The sequence below is a fragment of the Novosphingobium sp. BL-52-GroH genome, from assembly GCF_044813085.1.
GTDB lineage: Bacteria > Pseudomonadota > Alphaproteobacteria > Sphingomonadales > Sphingomonadaceae > Novosphingobium.
Genome location: NZ_CP171149.1, coordinates 1161035 through 1177677, shown reverse-complemented (window position 1 = coordinate 1177677; position 16643 = coordinate 1161035). Strand labels below are relative to the sequence as shown.

18 protein-coding genes are annotated in these 16643 nt (G+C 67.0%); 12 read left to right on the top strand and 6 right to left on the bottom strand.

Annotation, left to right across the window (positions count from 1 at the left end):
- Positions 1-113: 113 nt before the first annotated feature.
- From ACFFDA_RS05110 to ACFFDA_RS05100, 3 genes are all read left to right on the top strand, one after another.
- Positions 114-1115, top strand: a complete 1002-nt coding sequence (locus tag ACFFDA_RS05110) for a zinc-binding alcohol dehydrogenase family protein (protein ID WP_404476611.1) — start codon at positions 114-116, stop codon at positions 1113-1115.
- Positions 1112-1888: an SDR family oxidoreductase gene (locus tag ACFFDA_RS05105; RefSeq protein WP_404476609.1), complete on the top strand. Its 777-nt coding sequence runs from the start codon at positions 1112-1114 to the stop codon at positions 1886-1888. The genes ACFFDA_RS05110 and ACFFDA_RS05105 overlap by 4 nt, the downstream gene beginning before the upstream one ends.
- 97 nt (positions 1889-1985) lie before the next feature.
- Positions 1986-2492: a nuclear transport factor 2 family protein gene (locus ACFFDA_RS05100; RefSeq protein WP_404476607.1), complete on the top strand. Its 507-nt coding sequence runs from the start codon at positions 1986-1988 to the stop codon at positions 2490-2492.
- A 47-nt stretch (positions 2493-2539) separates the two neighbouring features.
- Here ACFFDA_RS05100 and ACFFDA_RS05095 read toward each other — a convergent pair whose 3' ends face one another.
- The 4 genes from ACFFDA_RS05095 to ACFFDA_RS05080 are packed head-to-tail and all read right to left on the bottom strand — an operon-like array spanning position 2540 to position 7962.
- Positions 2540-3406 (bottom strand): MaoC/PaaZ C-terminal domain-containing protein, encoded by an 867-nt coding sequence (locus ACFFDA_RS05095; RefSeq protein WP_404476605.1) that lies wholly within the window; start codon positions 3404-3406, stop codon positions 2540-2542.
- Positions 3406-4563: an acyl-CoA dehydrogenase family protein gene (locus ACFFDA_RS05090; RefSeq protein ID WP_404476603.1), complete on the bottom strand. Its 1158-nt coding sequence runs from the start codon at positions 4561-4563 to the stop codon at positions 3406-3408. Before ACFFDA_RS05090 ends, ACFFDA_RS05095 begins: the two co-directional genes overlap by 1 nt.
- Positions 4560-6728 carry a 3-hydroxyacyl-CoA dehydrogenase NAD-binding domain-containing protein gene (locus tag ACFFDA_RS05085; RefSeq protein WP_404476600.1) on the bottom strand — a complete coding sequence of 723 codons (2169 nt, stop codon included), beginning with the start codon at positions 6726-6728 and terminating at the stop codon, positions 4560-4562. The genes ACFFDA_RS05090 and ACFFDA_RS05085 overlap by 4 nt, the downstream gene beginning before the upstream one ends.
- 31 nt (positions 6729-6759) lie before the next feature.
- On the bottom strand, positions 6760-7962 hold the full coding sequence (locus tag ACFFDA_RS05080) for an acetyl-CoA C-acetyltransferase (protein ID WP_404476598.1): 1203 nt from the start codon (positions 7960-7962) through the stop codon (positions 6760-6762).
- A gap of 157 nt (positions 7963-8119) precedes the next feature.
- Between ACFFDA_RS05080 and ACFFDA_RS05075 the strand changes: the two genes are divergently transcribed.
- The 9 genes from ACFFDA_RS05075 (at position 8120) to ACFFDA_RS05035 (ending at position 15565) form a co-directional block, all read left to right on the top strand.
- Entirely contained in the window at positions 8120-9790 is a 1671-nt protein-coding gene (locus tag ACFFDA_RS05075; protein WP_404476596.1) for a class I adenylate-forming enzyme family protein, read from the top strand.
- A 43-nt stretch (positions 9791-9833) separates the two neighbouring features.
- Complete coding sequence (locus ACFFDA_RS05070) at positions 9834-10616, top strand: SDR family NAD(P)-dependent oxidoreductase (RefSeq protein ID WP_404476595.1); 783 nt, start codon at positions 9834-9836, stop codon at positions 10614-10616.
- A gap of 95 nt (positions 10617-10711) precedes the next feature.
- Positions 10712-11236, top strand: coding sequence for an SDR family oxidoreductase (locus tag ACFFDA_RS05065; RefSeq protein WP_404476593.1), 525 nt, complete (start codon positions 10712-10714; stop codon positions 11234-11236).
- A gap of 117 nt (positions 11237-11353) precedes the next feature.
- The gene (locus ACFFDA_RS05060) at positions 11354-12523 is read left to right on the top strand and encodes an acyl-CoA dehydrogenase family protein (protein ID WP_404476592.1); all 1170 of its coding nucleotides are present in this window, start codon (positions 11354-11356) and stop codon (positions 12521-12523) included.
- Between the two features lie 10 nt (positions 12524-12533).
- Positions 12534-12992 carry a hypothetical protein gene (locus ACFFDA_RS05055; protein ID WP_404476590.1) on the top strand — a complete coding sequence of 153 codons (459 nt, stop codon included), beginning with the start codon at positions 12534-12536 and terminating at the stop codon, positions 12990-12992.
- Entirely contained in the window at positions 12989-13378 is a 390-nt protein-coding gene (locus tag ACFFDA_RS05050; RefSeq protein ID WP_404476588.1) for a MaoC family dehydratase, read from the top strand. The genes ACFFDA_RS05055 and ACFFDA_RS05050 overlap by 4 nt, the downstream gene beginning before the upstream one ends.
- Before the next feature lie 17 nt (positions 13379-13395).
- On the top strand, positions 13396-13947 hold the full coding sequence (locus ACFFDA_RS05045) for a VOC family protein (RefSeq protein WP_404476585.1): 552 nt from the start codon (positions 13396-13398) through the stop codon (positions 13945-13947).
- 14 nt (positions 13948-13961) lie between these two features.
- Entirely contained in the window at positions 13962-14813 is an 852-nt protein-coding gene (locus tag ACFFDA_RS05040) for an alpha/beta fold hydrolase (RefSeq protein WP_404476583.1), read from the top strand.
- A complete protein-coding gene (locus tag ACFFDA_RS05035; protein WP_404476581.1) occupies positions 14810-15565 on the top strand; it encodes an SDR family NAD(P)-dependent oxidoreductase in 756 nt (251 codons plus the stop codon). The genes ACFFDA_RS05040 and ACFFDA_RS05035 overlap by 4 nt, the downstream gene beginning before the upstream one ends.
- A 12-nt stretch (positions 15566-15577) precedes the next feature.
- On the opposite strand, the gene ACFFDA_RS05030 is transcribed toward ACFFDA_RS05035, so the two are convergent.
- A complete protein-coding gene (locus ACFFDA_RS05030) occupies positions 15578-16036 on the bottom strand; it encodes a nuclear transport factor 2 family protein (protein WP_404476579.1) in 459 nt (152 codons plus the stop codon).
- Positions 16037-16098: 62 nt separating this feature from the next.
- Entirely contained in the window at positions 16099-16623 is a 525-nt protein-coding gene (locus tag ACFFDA_RS05025; protein WP_404476577.1) for an ester cyclase, read from the bottom strand.
- Positions 16624-16643 lie beyond the last annotated feature (20 nt).

Here is a 16643-nt window from a genome sequence, read left to right as displayed (position 1 = left end):
CAACGGTGCGGGACATTGTCCACGCTCACTTACGGGGGAGCGCGCCGCGAATGTGCGAGACTCCCAGTCTGCCGGCAGGCGCTTGCTTGCATGCGAAGTAGGAAAGGTTGACCATGAAGGCTCTCTATCTCGACCGGGCGGGCGGCCCTGAGGCTGTTGTCGTTACGGATGTGGAGACGCCACTCCCCGGTCCGGGTGAGGTACGGGTCGCCGTGCGGGCAGCTTCGGTCAACCATCGAGAACTGTTCATTACTCACGGGCAATATCCGGGCATGACGCTGCCGGTGACTCTCGGCTGCGACGGTGCCGGCGTGGTCGACATGGTCGGCGAAGGCGTCTCGGGCGTCACCCAAGGCGATGAAGTGGTCTTGTACCCTGCACGCAACTGGGGACCCGACCGCCACGCGCCCGCTGACGACTTCGGCCTGCTGGGGATGCCCTTTGCCGGGACCATCGCGGAGTACATCTGTGTGCCTGCGGGCAATCTGGCCCCCAAGCCTGCCTTCATGAGCTTCGAGGAAGCGGGCGCGATGCCGCTTACCGCGCTGACCTCCTGGCGCGCCCTGATGTTCAAGGGGCGTCTCGAGGCCGGCGAGACCGTCCTCATCAGCGGCGTCGGCGGCGGCGTGGCGACCTTCGGCCTTGCTTTCGCGGTGGCCAAGGGTGCCAACGTCTACGTGACCGGCGAGAGCCAGGAAGTGATCGACCGCGCGGTCGCCATGGGTGCGAAGGGCGGCCTGCTCTATACCGATCCCGACTGGCGCAAGCAGGTCGGCAAGCTGACCGGCGGCATCGACGTCGTGCTCGACGGCGCACCCTCGCCCAGTTTCGCCAACTACGTACGCGCGATCAATCCGGGTGCGCGGATCGTCATCTATGGCTCGACTGCCGGGAACGAGATCAAGTTCAACGCCACCGACATCTTCCTCAAGAGCGCCAGCATCGTAGGTAGCCAGGTGGGCGATCCGCAGGACTTCAGGGACATGCTGGCCTTCGCAGACACGCACGCGATCAAGCCGGTGATCGAAGCGACGTATCCGCTGGCACAGGCCAGGGAAGCGCTTCTGCACCTGCGCGATGCGCACAAGTTCGGCAAAGTCGTGGTGACGATGTGAGCGACCTGTTCAGCCTTGCCGGCAAGAAGGCGCTCGTCACCGGGGGGGCGCAGGGCCTGGGCAGGATGATCGCGGAAGGTCTTCTCAGGGCCGGTGCCACGGTCGCCGTCACGTCGCGCAAGGCAGAGGTCTGCGAAGCGGCGGCAAGGGAGATGGATGGCCTTGGCACGTGCGTCGCCCTGCCCGCGGACCTGTCGACCCCGGAAGCGGCGGTGGACCTTGTGGCACGCTACCGGGAAGCCCTCGGGGAATGCCACATCCTCGTCAACAACGCCGGCAAGACCTGGGGTGGGTCGATCGATTCGTTTCCGGACAAGGCCTGGCCCGGGGTGATGGCGGTCAACGTCCAGACGCCCTTCACCATGATCCGCGAACTGCTGCCGCAATTGAGCGCAGCGGGTGCCCCGCTGGACCCGGCGCGCATCATCAACATCGGATCGGTCGCCGGCATGAAGACGGAACGGTTGAGCGCCTACAGCTATGCAGCCAGCAAGGCGGCGGTGCACATGATGAGCCGGGACCTGGCCGGCGACTTGGCCGAACGCAACATCACAGTCAACGCCGTGATCCCGGGCTTCTTCCCCACCAAGATGACCGCGCACATGCGCGAGGACGATCGGGTCGATCCCGCCCTTCTGGCGCATATCCCGATGAAGCGACTGGGCACGCCGGAGGACATCGCAGGCATCGTCGTCTTCCTGTGCTCGCGCGCGGGCGCTTACGTGACCGGAGCGCAGATTCCTGTCGATGGCGGCGTCGTCGGCTGCGGCTGACATGCCCCGCGCCGGCAACTTCGTCTTCGTCGGACGAGGCGCTACGTCTTTGGGACATCACCACGCAGATCGCCGCCACCAGGGGAGTGCGCCTACCATGACCATCGATCTCGAAGCGATCGCCGATCGCATCGCCATTGAGGAATGCGTCTATCGCTATGCCCATCTCGTCGATGCCATGCAGTTTCATCGTATCGCCGAGGACGTCTTCACGCTGGACGGCAGCATCGACTTCGGCGGCACGCGATCGATCGGGCGCGAGGCGATCCATGCGCAGTGCATGGCCTACCAGGGCGCGCTGCTGGGCTGCTCGCACAACGTCACCAATCTGGTCATCGAACTGGCTGGCGACGAGGCGCGTGCGGCAAGTCGTATCCTCGCATGGCACTGGTTTGCCATCCCTGATGCCGATCCGCTACGCCCCACAGATCTGCTCGCCATCGGCGGCTACGAGGATCGCCTGCGCCGCACGGCCGAAGGCTGGCGTATATACGAGCGGCGCGGCATCAACTTCGGGACGGGGGTCGGTGCCGGGCAAGTGCCCGAACCGATGCGGGCCATTTTCACCGGAATGCAGGGGCGGGTGCCTAGCTGGCCCGCATAGCGCCGCCCTTGCCTGCCGGCCTCGGACGCGAGACCGGCAGGCAAGGTTCACACCGTACCAAACGTCGCGACGCCGCAGTCGGCAATGACGATGCCCCGCTCCGGCACAGAGGCGCGGAACCGGGCCGAACCGTCGCCCTCGTCCCATATCTCGGTGCGGATGACATCGCCGGGAACGACCGGCGCGGTGAAGCGCTGGCGCATCGACCGCATATGGTCGGGGTTGCCGTCGGCACACTTGTGAAGCAGGGCCCGCCCGATCACGCCCATGGTGGAAAGGCCGTGCAGGATCGGTTCCTCGAAGCCGACGCTCCTGGCCAGCTCCCGGTCGGCATGAAGCGGGTTGCGATCGCCCGAAAGGCGATAGACCAGAGCCTGATTACGCGAAGTCGGCAGGTCGATGACGCAGTCTGCCCCCCGATCGGGCACGGCCGGCAAGGGATCGCCCGGAAGGTCGCGAACGCCTCCGAAGCCTCCCGCCCCGCGAAGCACCCAGACCCCGGTGGTCTCGGCTACGGGAAGTCCCGATAGGGTCGTCAGTTCGCGGCGGCTGCGGATCATGACCGGCTTGCCGGGGCCCTTGTCCGCGATGTCCAGGATCCGGGTCGAGCCGACGAGTTCGCCCGTCGCTTCGATCGGGCGATGGACGACCAGCGTTTCCTCCCCGTGGAGGATGTTCTTCCAATCGAGGCCCGCCTTGGGGTCCATCGCCCAGAATCCGGGCGTGCCCAGCACCAGGGCCATGGTCGGAAGCGCCTTCAAGTCCCGTTCGAACACGAAGTCCAGTTCGTCGACGGTGTCCGACAGGCCCGCTCCTACGCCCAGGGCATAGAGGATGGTGTCCCGCATGTCGTAGCTCTCGCGGTACTCCGGCAGCCGGTATGCCAGCAGCTTGTCGATATCCAGAACCGCCATCAGTTCAGCTTCCGTTCGTCGAGGCCCAGTCCGCGGCCGATGATCTCGCGCATGATCTCGCTGGTGCCGGCGAAGATGCGGCTGACGCGCGCGTCGGTGTACATCCGGCAGATGCGGTATTCCTGCATGTAGCCAGCGCCTCCGTGTAGCTGGACGCACTGGTCCATCACGCGGGCCTCGAGCTCGCTGGCGAGCAGTTTGGCGGACGAGGCGTCCTCCGCGGTCAGTTCACCTGCGTTCAGCAGCAGCACGCTTTGATCGACGTAGGTCTGCAGAGAATCGAGTTCGGCGCGCATCGTCGCCATCGCGAAGCGGGTGTTCTGGAAGGCTCCGATCGGCTTGCCGAACGCCCTGCGCTCCTTGACGTAGTCGAGCGTGAGATCGAACGCGGTCTGCGCCGTCGCCATGAACCCGATCGCGGCGACCAGGCGCTCCTGCGCCAGGAAGCGCGCGAGATACCGGAAGCCCTGGGTCGGATCGCCCAGCACGTTGGCCTTGGGCACCTTGACGTCGCTGAAGAACAGTTCGGCGGTATCCTGCGCCTGCATGCCCATCTTGTCGAGCTTGCGGCCGCGTTCGAACCCGTCCATCCCGCGTTCGACGACCAAGAGCCCCAGGCCATGGCGGCTTTCCGGATCGGTCCGCGCCGCTACGACCACCAGGTCGCCCAGGATGCCGTTGGAGATGTAGGTCTTCGCCCCGTTGAGCAGCCAGTGATCGCCCTTGTCGACCGCGCTCGTGCGCATGCCGGCAAGGTCGCTGCCGGTCGAAGGCTCGGTCATCGCGACGGCGAGAATCTTCTCGCCGCTGACGATGCCGGGCATCCAGCGGTCCTTCTGCTCGTCGGTGCCCAGCTTGGCGATATAGGGCGCGACGAGGTCGTTGTGCAGGTTGATGTAGAAGCCGATGTCACCGTGGCGCATGTTCTCCTCGATGATGATCTGCTCGAAGCGGAAATCGTCGATCCCCGCCCCGCCGTACTTCTCGTCCGCCCAGGTGCACAGCAGGCCTTGCGCGCCGGCCTTGAGGAACACATCGCGATCGACGATGCCCTGCTCGCGGAAGCGCTCGGCATGGGCGCCCACTTCGGCTTTCATGAACTTGACGACGCTGTCGCGGAACTGCTCGTGCTCCGGCTCGAAGGTAAGCCGCTTCATGCCGGGACCGTTTCCTTGATCGCGCTAGCCTGTGCCGGCGTATAGAACGCCTCGCCCCGCGCTGCCTTGTCGCGCAGCCACGCCGAGGGCAGGAAGCGCGGTCCGTAGAGCTGGGCCAGGCGATCGGATTCCTGGACGAAGGCGGCCAGGCCGACGGTGTCGATGTAGCTGATCGTGCCGCCGGTCCAGGCCGGGAAACCCCAGCCATAGATCGCGCCGAGGTCGGCATCCTGCGGGGTTTCGAGCACGTTCTCCTCGAGGCAGCGCGCCGTCTCCATCGCCTGGGCATAGAGGTAGCGCGTCTTCAGTTCCTCCACGTCCCAGCTGTCCTTGACGGGGAAATGCTCGCCCAGTCCCTTCCACAAGTGCTTCTTGCCGCCTTCGGGGTATTCATAGAAGGCGCCGCCGGTCTTGCGGCTCGACCGACCGATCTCGTCCTTCATCCGGCGCATCACGGCAACGCCGGCGGGCGGGGTGTAGGCATCGCCTTCCTCGGCGATCGCCTGGTCGACGATCTTGAGCGGCAGGTCGAGCGTCAGTTCGTCGAGCAGCGCCAGCGGGCCCACCGGCATGCCGACGGCCTTGGCGGCATTCTCGATCACGGCGGGCGGAACGCCTTCGCCCAGCATCGCGGCGCCCTCGTGGATCAGCGTCTGGAAGACGCGGCTGGTGTAGAAGCCGCGGCTGTCGTTGACGACGATCGGCGTCTTGCGCAACTGGGCGATGAAGTCGAGCCCCTTGGCCAGCGTCTCCTTGCTGGTCTGCTTGCCCATGATGACCTCGACCAGCCCCATACGGTCGACCGGCGAGAAGAAGTGCAGGCCGATGAACTGGTCCGGCCGCTGCGAGGCCTGGGCCAGCTGCGAGATCGGCAGCGTCGAGGTGTTCGACGCGTAGATGGCGCCCGTCGGCAGGACCGCTTCGGCCTTGCGGGTCGTCTCGGCCTTGATCGCGGTGTCCTCGAACACCGCCTCGACGACGAGATCGCAGCCTTCGAGCAGGGCGAAGTCGTCGGTCGGGGTGATGCGCGCAAGGACGGCATCGGCCTTGTCCTGCGCCAGCTTGCCCTTTTCGACCAGCTTGCCGAGCACCTTGGCGGAATAGGCCTTGCCCTTCTCGGCGGTGGCGACGTCGCGGTCGATCAGCACCACCTCGATCCCGGCATTGGCCGAGACGTGGGCGATGCCCGCCCCCATCATGCCTGCGCCCAGCACGCCCACCTTGCGCGCCTCGAACCTGGCGAAGCCCTCGGGACGGCGCGCGCCCTTCTCGGCCGCGAGCTTGGAGATGAAGGTGGTGCGGATGATGTTGCGCGAGACCGGATTGGTCAGCAGCTTGGCGAAGTACTTGCCTTCGACCGTCAGCGCCTTGTCGAACGGCATCTGCAGCCCGTGGAACAGCGCGTTGAGGATCGCCAGCGGCGCCGGCTGGTTGTAGCCCGACTTGGCGAGGCCGCCTGCCGCCATCATGTAGGCGGCGGAATCCTCAGGGACGGTCAGGCCCTTCTTCTGCGGCGGCACCCAGCCCTTGACGTCCCACGGCTTCACCGCGTCGGGTCCGGTGGCGAGCCATGCCCGGGCGGCATCGACCAGGCGATCGGCGGGAACCACCTCGTCGACGATCCCCAGCTTGAGCGCCTCGGCCGGACCGACCGAGCGGCCCGACAGCAGCAGGTCGAGCGCGGTCTTCATGCCGGCGATGATGCCCAGGCGCACGACGCCGCCCGAGCCGGGAAGCAGACCCACGTTGACTTCGGGCAGGCCGACCTGCGCCTTGGGGTCGTCGACCAGCACGCGACGATGGCACGCCAGCGCCAGCTCGAAGCCGCCGCCCAGCGCCAGGCCGTTGATCGCCGCCACCCAGGGCTTGCCCGAATGCTCGATCGCGCGGTGCATGTCGGTCGCCCGCTTCGAGAAGGCATAGGCATCGTCGACCGAGAGCGTCTCGAAGCCGTTGACCAGTTGCTTGAGGTCGGCGCCGGCCATGAAGGTCTTCTTGGCGGACGTGACGACGACGCCCTTGATCGCATCGTCCCCGGCGATCCGCGCGGTCGCCTCCTCCATGTCGGCGATGAAGGCGTCGTTGACGACGTTCATCGGTGCATCGGCATCGAGGGTCAGGATCGCAATGCCGTCGCCGGCCACGTCCAGTCGCATAGTTTCCATGGGTGTTCCCGATCTGCTTGTCGTTTGGCGCTCAGACGCGCTCGATGATGGCGGCGGTGCCGAGGCCGTTGGCGGCGCACAGCGTGATGAGGCCGGTGTTGAGATCGCGCCGTTCCAGTTCGTCGAGCACGGTTCCCAGGATCATCGCCCCGGTCGCGCCCAGCGGATGGCCCATCGCGATCGCGCCGCCGTTGACGTTGATCCGGTCGTCGGGAACGTCCATGTCGCGCTGGTAGCGCAGGACGACGCTGGCGAAGGCCTCGTTCAGTTCCCACAGGTCGATGTCGTTCGCGGTCATGCCGCCGGCCTTGAGCGCCTTGCGCGAGACGGCGGCGGGCGCGGTGAGCATGATCGTCGGCTCCGAGCCGATGTTGGCGTAGGAGCGGATGCGCCCGCGCGGCTTGAGCCCCGCCTTCTCGCCGAACTCGAGCGAGCCGACCAGCACCAGGCCCGAGCCGTCGACGATGCCCGAGCTGTTGCCGCCGTGGTGGACGTAGGCGATGTCCTCGATCTCGGGATACCGGGCCTTGGCGACCGCATCGAACCCGGCCTTGCCGAAGCCTTCGAAGGCAGGCTTGAGCTTGGCGAGGCTTTCCAGCGTCGTGGTCGGGCGCATGTGCTCGTCATGGTCGAGCAGGACGTTGCCCAGGATGTCCTTCACCGGCACGACCGACTTCTTGAAGTAGCCGTTCTGCCAGGCGTTGGCGGCCTTGCGCTGGCTTTCCACCGCGAAGGCGTCGACGTCCTGGCGGGTATAGCCGTCGAGCGTGGCGATGATGTCGGCGCCGATGCCCTGGGGGGCGTAGTAGTTGCCGTAGGCGACCGCCGGATCGGACGTCCAGGCGCCCGAATCATAGCCCATGACGGTGCGGCTCATCGATTCCACGCCGCCGCCGATGCCGGCCTGGATCATGCCCGAATGGACCTGCGCCGCGATCAGGCTGACCGCGTCGAGCCCGGTCGCGCAGAAGCGGTGGATCTGCTGGCCGGCGACGGTCTGCGCATAGCCTGCCTGCAGCACCGCCGCGCGCGCCAGCACGCCGCCCTGCTCGCCCACCGGCTGGGCCATGCCGATGATCACGTCGTCGAGCAGGCCGGTATCGAGGTCGTTGCGCTCCTGCAGCGCCTTGAGCAGCTGCGTCGCCATTTCGACCGAAGTGACCTCGTGCAGCGCGCCATCCGGCCGGCCTTTGCCGCGCGGGGTGCGCACATGATCGTAGACATAGGCTTCCATCGTAAATTCCCGACAAGTGATCCGCGAAATATCGTGATCCAGCTCTTGGATCGCCAAGGCCCGTCCGCACCTATCCGACGAAAGGCGCACCGCTGCCGCCCTGCTGCAATCTCCCCCTCACTTCATGGACACACGAGCATTTGCGGAGCGGACATCGGTGGGCACTACGGGCGAGGATTACGCCGCGATTCGGATATCGGGGACGACGCTGGGCGACCTTCTGCTCAAGGCGTGGGACCTGGGCGGCGACAAGGAGGCCCTGGTCTTCCCGGGCGAGCGCAAGACCTACGACGACGTCGTCGCCAGCGTGCTGCGCCGGGCGCGGGGTCTCAAGGCGCTGGGCGTCGGGCGCGGCGATCACGTCGGCATCCTCCTGCCCTCGAGCATCGAATTCGTCGAGACGCTGTTCGCCAATGCCATGTTGGGTGCCGTCTCGGTCCTGATGAACGCACGCTACAAGGCGCCCGAGGTCACTTACGTCACCCAAAATGCCGACCTGACGACGATCGTGACCAACGACCTGGTGAGCGAACACCTGGATTTCTGCGGGCGGCTCGTCGAAGCGCTGCCCGGCCTGAGCACCGCGACCGCCCCCAACGACCTCTCGCTTTCCCAAGCGCCGCGCCTCAGGCGGGTGGTGATGCTGGGTGGGCGCAGCCTGCCGGGCTTCGTCGACCAGGCGATGTTCGATGCCGGCGTCGAGACCGTGAGCGAGGCTGAAATCCACGCCGCCCGGCTGACCGTGCGCATCCGCGACACCGCGATGATCCTCTACACGTCCGGCACGTCGGCCAATCCCAAGGGCTGCCTGCTCAGCCACGAGGCCGTCACGCGCGAGGCCGGGAACCTCGCCCGCTATCGGTGGGAGTTCCGCAACGACGAGCGCGCCTGGTCGCCGCTGCCGCTGTTCCACATCGCCGCGATGCTGTGCATGCTGGGGGCGATGGACGTGGGCGGCACGTTCATCGGCCAGCCCCACTTCGATGCCGGCGAAAGCCTCAGGCAGATCGGTGAGGAGCAGGTGACGATGATGTTCCTGCCCTTCGTCACCTTCCACCAGGCGATGATCGCGCATCCCGACTGGGCAAGCGCCGACTTGTCGTCGGTTCGCCTGCAGAACAGCTGTTTCGCCTTCATGCCCGACCGCGTCGGCCAGGCCTATCGCGACAAGGCCCCGGGCATGCTCCAGGTCGGCACCATGGGCATGACCGAGGCGACCGGCATCGTCACCACCGGCGGCTATGCGATGGACCCCGAGATGGGCCTGAAAAAGCTGGGCTATCCGCTGGCCGGGATCGAGATGAAGATCGTCGATCCCGAAACCGGCGCGGAAAAGGGCGTCGACGAGCGCGGCGAGATCCTCATCCGCGGCTACAACCTGTTCGACGGCTACTACAAGGACCCGGAGAAGACCGCAGAGGCCTTCGACGCCGACGGCTGGTATCACAGCGCCGACATCGGCTCGATCGACGCGCACGGCCACGTCATGTTCCACGGCCGGTTCAAGGACATGCTCAAGGTGGGCGGCGAGAACGTCGCCGCCGCCGAAGTGGAAGCGGTGCTCGCCACCCACCCCGCCGTGCGCCTCGCGCAAGTCGTGGGACTGCCCGACGAACGCCTCGCGGAAATCCCCGCCGCCTACGTCGAGCGCGACGGCGACGTGGCAGTCGATCCCGACGAACTGATCGCCTATGCCAAGGCGCGCCTCGCATCGTTCAAGGTCCCCCGGCACATCCGGTTCATCGACGAATGGCCGATGTCGGCGTCCAAGATCCAGAAGTTCAAGCTGCGCGCCGCGCTGATGGACGAACTGGGCCTGGCCGACTGACGCGATGACCGCGCAAGGCACGGAAAAGACAAGGGAGGATACGATGCGTGTAATCATCACCGGCGCGGCAAGCGGCATAGGCCGCGCCTGCGCCGAATTGCTGGCGGCGGGCATTGTCATCCCGGGCGATCACCGGATGCTGCTCGCCGACCGCGACGCGGCCAATCTAGCCAAGGTGGTCGAGGCCATCGGCCCGGCGGCGGCGGCCTGCGTGGTCGACTTGTCCGAAGCGGACTGCGGCGAGCGGATCGTCGCCGCCGCGCTCGATCACATGGGCGGCGTCGACGCGGTCGTCAGCAACGCCGGGATCATCATGGGCGGAGCCCTGGTGGATCAGCCGGCGGCGGACTTCGATCGCATCTTCGCGGTCAACACGCGCTCGTCCTGGCTGCTGGCCAAAGCCGCGCATCCTCACCTCAAGGCCAGCAAGGGCGCCTTCGTGGCAACCGCCTCGATGTCGGGGACGCAGGCGACGCCGGGGCTGGGTTTCTATTCGTGCAGCAAGGCGGCGCTGCTGATGCTGGTGCGCCAGCTCTGCGTCGAGTGGGGCCCCGACGGCATCCGCTGCAACACCGTCTCGCCCGGCCCCACCTACACGCCGATGACCGCCGCCGGATACGAGGATCGATCGCGCCGCGACCAGCGCGAGGCGAACATCGCACTGCGCAAGCTGGGCCTCGCCGAGGACGTCGCCAATGCGATCCTGTTCCTGATCGGCCCCCATTCGGGCCACATCAGCGGGATCGACGTGCTGGTCGATGGCGGCATGAGCAACATGCTGATGCCCGCCAGCGGCGGCGGCACCGGCCAGCAGCGACAGAGCTGAAATGCCTCCACAGCCTGCTTCAAAATTCCGGTTCCGGCCCACACCCCCACCCGGCCTCCCATCCAGGATACACTGCTGTGGGAGGCCGGGTGGGGGTGTGGGCCGGAACCGGACTCGAAAGTCGTCCCACGGCGACTTTCGAAGCAGGATCTCCCATCGACGAGACGGGGGAAGAGGCCTGGGACCAGGTCATTGACCTCAATCTCAAGGCGCCGTTCTTCGTGCTCCAGAAGTTCCTGCCGCTGCTGCGCGCAGGCGGCACCGCCGAGCGGCCCGCCACGGTCATCAACATCGGCTCGGTCGGCGCGCTCAAGGTCGGCCCCAAGGAGAACTACGCCTACCAGGCCTCCAAGGGCGCGATCCACTGGCTGGCCAGGGGCCTCGCCAAGCGCCTTGGCCGCGACCACATCACCGCCAACGTCATCGCCCCCGGCTTCTTCGAATCCGAGATGACCGTGATCGCCTCGGACGAGATGCGCAAGATGGTCGAAGGCATGGTCCCGCGCGGCCGCGTCGGCACGCCCGAGGACCTGGCCGGAACCGCGATCTTCCTCGCCTCGCGCGCGGGGGCCTACGTGACCGGATCGGTGATCCCGCTCGAAGGCGGCCTGTCCATCTGATCGGGTCCATCTGATCCCTTCGATGATCGCGTCGATCTGATCCCGCCGCCCTACCCTATAGGGCGATAGGTAACGAGCGGCAGCGCCGATGCCATTGCCGTGCCAAGACAAGAAGGAATGGCAATGGATTTTTCGCTGACCGAGGAGCAGCAGGCGTTTCGCGACGTCGTGCGCCGCTGGGTCGACGCCGAAGCCCCCAAGGACTGGATGCGCGCACTGGAGGCGGACGAGGAGAACTATCCCTTCGCCTTGTGGGACAAGCTGGCCGAGCAGGGCTTCTTCGGCGTGGGTATCCCCGAGGAATACGACGGGCTTGGCGGCGACGTCGTCATGCAGATGATCTTCGCGCGCGAGTTCGCGCGGACCGCCGGCGGCCTGCTGTGGGTCTGGGGGCTGACCTCGTTCGGCGGCGCCAAGACGATCGGCGCGGTGGGCACCGAGGAGCAGAAGGAGCGCTGGCTGCGACCCATGGCGCAGGGCAAGCTGCGCGTCTCGCTCTCGATGACCGAGCCCGACGGCGGCACCGACGTGCTGGGCGCGATGAAGACCCATGCCGAGAAGGTCGACGGTGGCTGGAAGCTCAACGGCGCCAAGATGTGGACCACCGCCGCCAAAGTCGCCGACCGCCTGCTGGTGCTCGCCCGCACCGACCGCACCGCCCTGAAGAAACACCACGGCCTGACCATGTTCTTCGTCGATGCCAAGTCGCCGGGCATCACCGCCTCGCTCCTGCCCAAGCTGGGCATGCGCGCGATGGGCTCGTGCGAGGTGCACTACGAGGACGTGTTCGTCCCCGACGAGGACGTCCTGGGCACCCCCGGCCAGGCCTGGTATGCGATGCTGCCCACGCTCAACAACGAGCGGATCATGGTCGGCGCGCAGTGCCTGGGGGCGATCGACGGCGTGCTGGAAGATGCGCTCGACTACATGAAGCAGCGCAAGGCCTTCGGCGGCATCATCGGCCGCTTCCAGGTGCTCCAGCACTACGTCGCCGACATCGCCACCTGGCAGAAGACCACCGAGCTGCTGCTCAACAACGTCGCCTGGATGCAGGCCAACGGCATGCCCTGCGGGACCGAGGCGAACATGCTCAAGATGGTCGCCACCGAAAACGCGGTGAAGGCGGCGGACCTGGGCATCCAGATCCTGGGCGGCATGGGCTACTCGGCCGAGACCGACATGCAGCGCTACTGGCGCGACCATCGCATCCTGCGCATGACGCCGATCAGCAACGAGATGGTCCGCAACACGATCGCCGAAAGCCTCGGCCTGCCCCGTTCCTTCTGAAGGACGCACGATGAGCGAACTCGACGACCTGCCACCCGCCCCGCCCGCCGCCGGCACCTCGCTCGACGGCACGAGCGTCTTCACGATCTCCACCGAGGAGAATGCCGCGCTGTGCCGCTCGACCGGGATCGAGCCCGCGGCCGACGGCAGCGCGCATCCCATCTACTATTACATCGCCACCCAAGTCGCGATGGGCAAGACCGTCGCCGGCGTGTGCGAGGCCTGCGAATTCGACGTCGAGGACGGCCCGATGATGGGCAGCAGCGGCGTGCGCTTCGATGCCCCGCTCAAGGTCGGCGAAAGCTACAAGGTCACCGGCGAAATCCTCTCCCTGGTGCGCAAGCGCAGCCGCAAGCTGGGAGTGATGGACGTGCTGACCTATCGCCTGCGCCTCCACCTGCTCGACGGCACCCAAGTGCTCGAGACCGACAACGTGTGGGTCCTGCCCCGCAAGGAGTTCGCCGCATGAGCCATGCCGTCGGAGATGCCCTGCCCCCCTTCACGATCGAGAGCGTCAGCCCCGAGGCGATGAAGCAATGGGCCGTGTTCCTCGCCGATCCCAACCCGATCCACCTCGACGTCGAGGTGGTGAAGGCCAAGGGCCTGGGCGACCGGGTCATCAACCAGGGCCCGATCAACGTCGCCTACATGATGAACATGCTGATGCGCGCCTTCCCCGGCGGCCGGATCAAGGCGATGGATTCGCGCTTCCTCGACAACGTCTACGCCGGCGACCGGGCGGTGGTGACCGGCAGGGTCACCGCGGTCGAAGGCGGCGCGGTGACCTGCGAGTTCACCCTGGAGATCGACGGGCGCGGCGCCGTCAATTCCGGCACCGCCATCATTGAAACCTGATTTCGAGGAGAGAATTTATGCCAAGTGGACCCTTCGCCCATGTCTGCATGGTCGTGCGCGACCTCGACACCGCGATCGAGGACTGGACCAGGATCCTGCGCGTGCTCGACCCCGCCTCGCTCGAAGACCGGATCGTCAAGTACGACGAGTTCTCCAGCGGTGACGATGCCGGCATGAAGTGGGCGACGTTCGTCAACCCCACCGGCACCGAGATCCAGTTCATCCAGCCCTCCCCCGGCACCCCGATGGGCGACCGGCTCGACAAGGTCGGCGAGCACGTCCACCACTTCTGCTTCGCGACCGACGACGTCCCCGGCGCGATGGAAAAGCTCGCAGCCGAGGGCCTGCACGTCATGGGCGGGGGCAAGACCTACAACGATCCCGACATGACCTGGCAGAAGTGGAGCTGGGTCGGCCCCAGGAGCACCCACGGCTGCCTGATCGAAGTCGCCTCGCCTTACGAGAGCCGCAACGACGGCAAATGGCACCACGCGCCGGGCAAGTTCGCCTACAAAGGCCCGGGCGAGCACCCCTCGTTCGCCGAGATCGCCCCCATCGCCGCCGAGTGAACGGGCGGCCCGGCATGACCGTCGGCGTGCGAGGTCCCGAAACGATCCGCCTGCCCGGCGCCGGGCCGACCCTGGCAGCGGACGCCTACGGCGATCCCGCGGCGCCGCCGGTGTGCTTCTTCCACGGCGGCGGCCAGAGCCGCCGTTCGTGGACGGGCTCGGCGCGGCGCGTGGCGCAGGCCGGCTACCACGCCCTGACCTTCGACTTGCGCGGCCACGGCGACAGTCACTGGGCCGATGACGGCGACTATCTGCTCGACGCCTATGCCCGCGACGTCGAGGCGATCCTCGCCGCGCTGGGCCGGCCGGCGGCACTGGTCGGCGCCTCGCGCGGGGGGCAGGCAGCACTGGTGGGCGGCTCGCGCCATCCCGAACTGGTGCGGCTGATCATGCTGGCCGACGTCTCCCCGTACATGCACGACGGCGGGGTCGAGGCGATCCGTGGCTTCTTCCGCGCCAGCGAGGCCGGGTTCGCCTCGCTGGGCGAAGCGGCCGACGCGCTGCACCACCATCTCGGGCGACCGCGCCTGGCCGATCCCTCCGGCCTCGCCAAGTCGATGCGCGAGGCGGGCGGGCGGCTGTTCTGGCGCTGGGACCCGCGCACCGCCGATCCCCGCTTCCTCCACCCACCCTCCGAAGGCGAGGCGCTGATCGCCGCGGCGCACCGCGTCTCCAGTCCCGTCGTCCTGGTCCGCGCCGAACTGAGCGACATCGTCTCGGCAGAGAGCGTGCGCAAGTTCCGCGAACTGACGCCGAGCCTCGAGGTGGAAGTGGCCAAGGGCGCCGGGCACATGTTCACCGGCGATCGCAACGACGCCTTCGCCGACCGGCTGCTCCACCACCTCGCCCGGTTCCTGCCCCTGTGAACGCCGGCGCGGCTCTCGTCGTGGGCGGCACCGGCGGGCTGGGCCGCGCCATCTGCCGCCGCCTCGCGCACGAGTGGGAAGGCGTCGCCATCGGCTATCGCACCAGCCGCGACAAGGCACAGGCGCTGGCCGACACGCTGGGGGACCACGCGCAAGCGGCGCTGCCGGTCCACTGCGACCTCGCCGACCGCGCCTCGATCGCCGCCGCGCTGGAGGCCACGGTCGAGCGCTACGGCGCCATCGGCACGGTGATCTTCGCCAGCGGCGTCGAGATCCCCCAGCCTTTCGTCAGCACCATCGTCGAGGACCAGTGGCGCGAGGTGATCGAAGTCGAACTGATCGGCTTCACCCGCATCGTCGCCGCCGCGCTGCCCTTCTTTAGGCGACAGAGCCATGGCAACTTCGTCTCGGTCGTCTCGGTCGCCAACTACTGCTTTCCGCCGGGCGATGCGCTGTCCTCGGTACCCAAGGCCGGGATCGAGGCCCTGGGCCGCGCCATCGCCAAGGAAGAAGGCCGCTTCGGCATCCGCGCCAACATGGTCGCGCCCGGCATCATCGACGCAGGCCTGGGCGCCGACTTCATGGCCAACCTCTACACCCCCCAAATCTGGGAAAACCAGCGCAAGCGCATCGCCCTGCAACGCTTCGGCAACGGCCAGGACATCGCCGAAGCAGTCGCCTTCCTCGCCTCCGAGCGCGCGCGCTACGTCACCGGCCACACCCTGATCGTAGACGGCGGATTTAGCCTGTGAGGCGGATAAACGCTATCCGACCTCCGAATAGGTGCGCACCAGGTTGAGCCGGCGTATCTTCCACCCGTCTGCCTCGCGCACGAAATCCTCGTGATAGCGCCCGAAGTTGTGCGAGCTGCGGTGGGGGAACGGACAGGGTACGTGATCTGGGAAGACCACGCGGTCCTCCTGCGCCCAGATCGCCGAGGCGGTGCCGGCGTCGTGCACGGTGATCTCATGCGAATAGCCGTTGTGGACCATGACTGCATCGGACAGAAGCCGGCGGTTCTGCGCCACGATCGCTTCGCGCCCGTCCACGGTCAGCATCGCGGGCGGGGTGCCGGGAGGCAGGACGTCCGACAGGTCCATCACCGCGTCGGCGGTGAACAGCGCGCCAAAATCGTCCCACCGCTTGTCGTCGAGCAGGCGGAAGTATCGCGCCTTGAGCGCACGGATGTCTTCGATGGCGGTCAGGCGAACGATGCCGTCCATGGTGCGGGTCCCGGGTTGTCGCGTCCCCAGCCCGCGCGCGGCGGGCCGGGGACGCGCGAGAATTACTTGTAGGGGTCGACCGGCTGGGGGACTTCGATGACTTCGAGGTCCTTGAGCATCGTCAGCACGTCCGAGATCGAATAGATGTGATCGATCTTGTCGTCGCGGAAGCGCAGCCAGGAGAACCACAATACGTTGAGTTCGTTGCCCGTGGGCTGAACGCCCATGTAGGGACCGCCGGTGTGCTTGCCGTGGTGGTGGCACAGCACGCAGATTTCGTCCTCGCCGCGTCCCCAGGCCTTGAGCGTGCGATAGATGCCGGGCGGGAACGTCGTGTACAGGCCCTGCGGCGAGGTCTTCCAGACGTGGTAGGTGCCCAGGTCCGGACGGTTCGGATTGTCGTAGGTCATCGTCTCGGTGTTGAAGAACGCGTCCATGCCGTCCCAGTCGCCGCGATTGATGACTTCGTGCAGGTCCATCCAGTGGTTGACCATGAAAGCCTGGCGCTCGGTCAACCCGGCGGTGATTTCGGCCCGCTTCTCCTTGGACAGGACGAAATCGGCTTCGGTAAACGGCGCGAGGCCCATAAATCTCTCTCCTTGATCGA

What these genes read in the sequence shown, in the direction of transcription:
- ACFFDA_RS05110 (WP_404476611.1), top strand. Translation starts at nt 114, where the DNA reads ATGAAGGCTCTCTATCTCGACCGGGCGGGCGGCCCTGAGGCTGTTGTC.
- ACFFDA_RS05100 (WP_404476607.1), top strand. Translation starts at nt 1,986, where the DNA reads ATGACCATCGATCTCGAAGCGATCGCCGATCGCATCGCCATTGAGGAA.
- ACFFDA_RS05095 (WP_404476605.1), bottom strand. Translation starts at nt 3,406, where the DNA reads ATGGCGGTTCTGGATATCGACAAGCTGCTGGCATACCGGCTGCCGGAG.
- ACFFDA_RS05090 (WP_404476603.1), bottom strand. Translation starts at nt 4,563, where the DNA reads ATGAAGCGGCTTACCTTCGAGCCGGAGCACGAGCAGTTCCGCGACAGC.
- ACFFDA_RS05085 (WP_404476600.1), bottom strand. Translation starts at nt 6,728, where the DNA reads ATGGAAACTATGCGACTGGACGTGGCCGGCGACGGCATTGCGATCCTG.
- ACFFDA_RS05080 (WP_404476598.1), bottom strand. Translation starts at nt 7,962, where the DNA reads ATGGAAGCCTATGTCTACGATCATGTGCGCACCCCGCGCGGCAAAGGC.
- ACFFDA_RS05070 (WP_404476595.1), top strand. Translation starts at nt 9,834, where the DNA reads ATGCGTGTAATCATCACCGGCGCGGCAAGCGGCATAGGCCGCGCCTGC.
- ACFFDA_RS05060 (WP_404476592.1), top strand. Translation starts at nt 11,354, where the DNA reads ATGGCAATGGATTTTTCGCTGACCGAGGAGCAGCAGGCGTTTCGCGAC.
- ACFFDA_RS05055 (WP_404476590.1), top strand. Translation starts at nt 12,534, where the DNA reads ATGAGCGAACTCGACGACCTGCCACCCGCCCCGCCCGCCGCCGGCACC.
- ACFFDA_RS05050 (WP_404476588.1), top strand. Translation starts at nt 12,989, where the DNA reads ATGAGCCATGCCGTCGGAGATGCCCTGCCCCCCTTCACGATCGAGAGC.
- ACFFDA_RS05045 (WP_404476585.1), top strand. Translation starts at nt 13,396, where the DNA reads ATGCCAAGTGGACCCTTCGCCCATGTCTGCATGGTCGTGCGCGACCTC.
- ACFFDA_RS05040 (WP_404476583.1), top strand. Translation starts at nt 13,962, where the DNA reads ATGACCGTCGGCGTGCGAGGTCCCGAAACGATCCGCCTGCCCGGCGCC.
- ACFFDA_RS05030 (WP_404476579.1), bottom strand. Translation starts at nt 16,036, where the DNA reads ATGGACGGCATCGTTCGCCTGACCGCCATCGAAGACATCCGTGCGCTC.
- ACFFDA_RS05025 (WP_404476577.1), bottom strand. Translation starts at nt 16,623, where the DNA reads ATGGGCCTCGCGCCGTTTACCGAAGCCGATTTCGTCCTGTCCAAGGAG.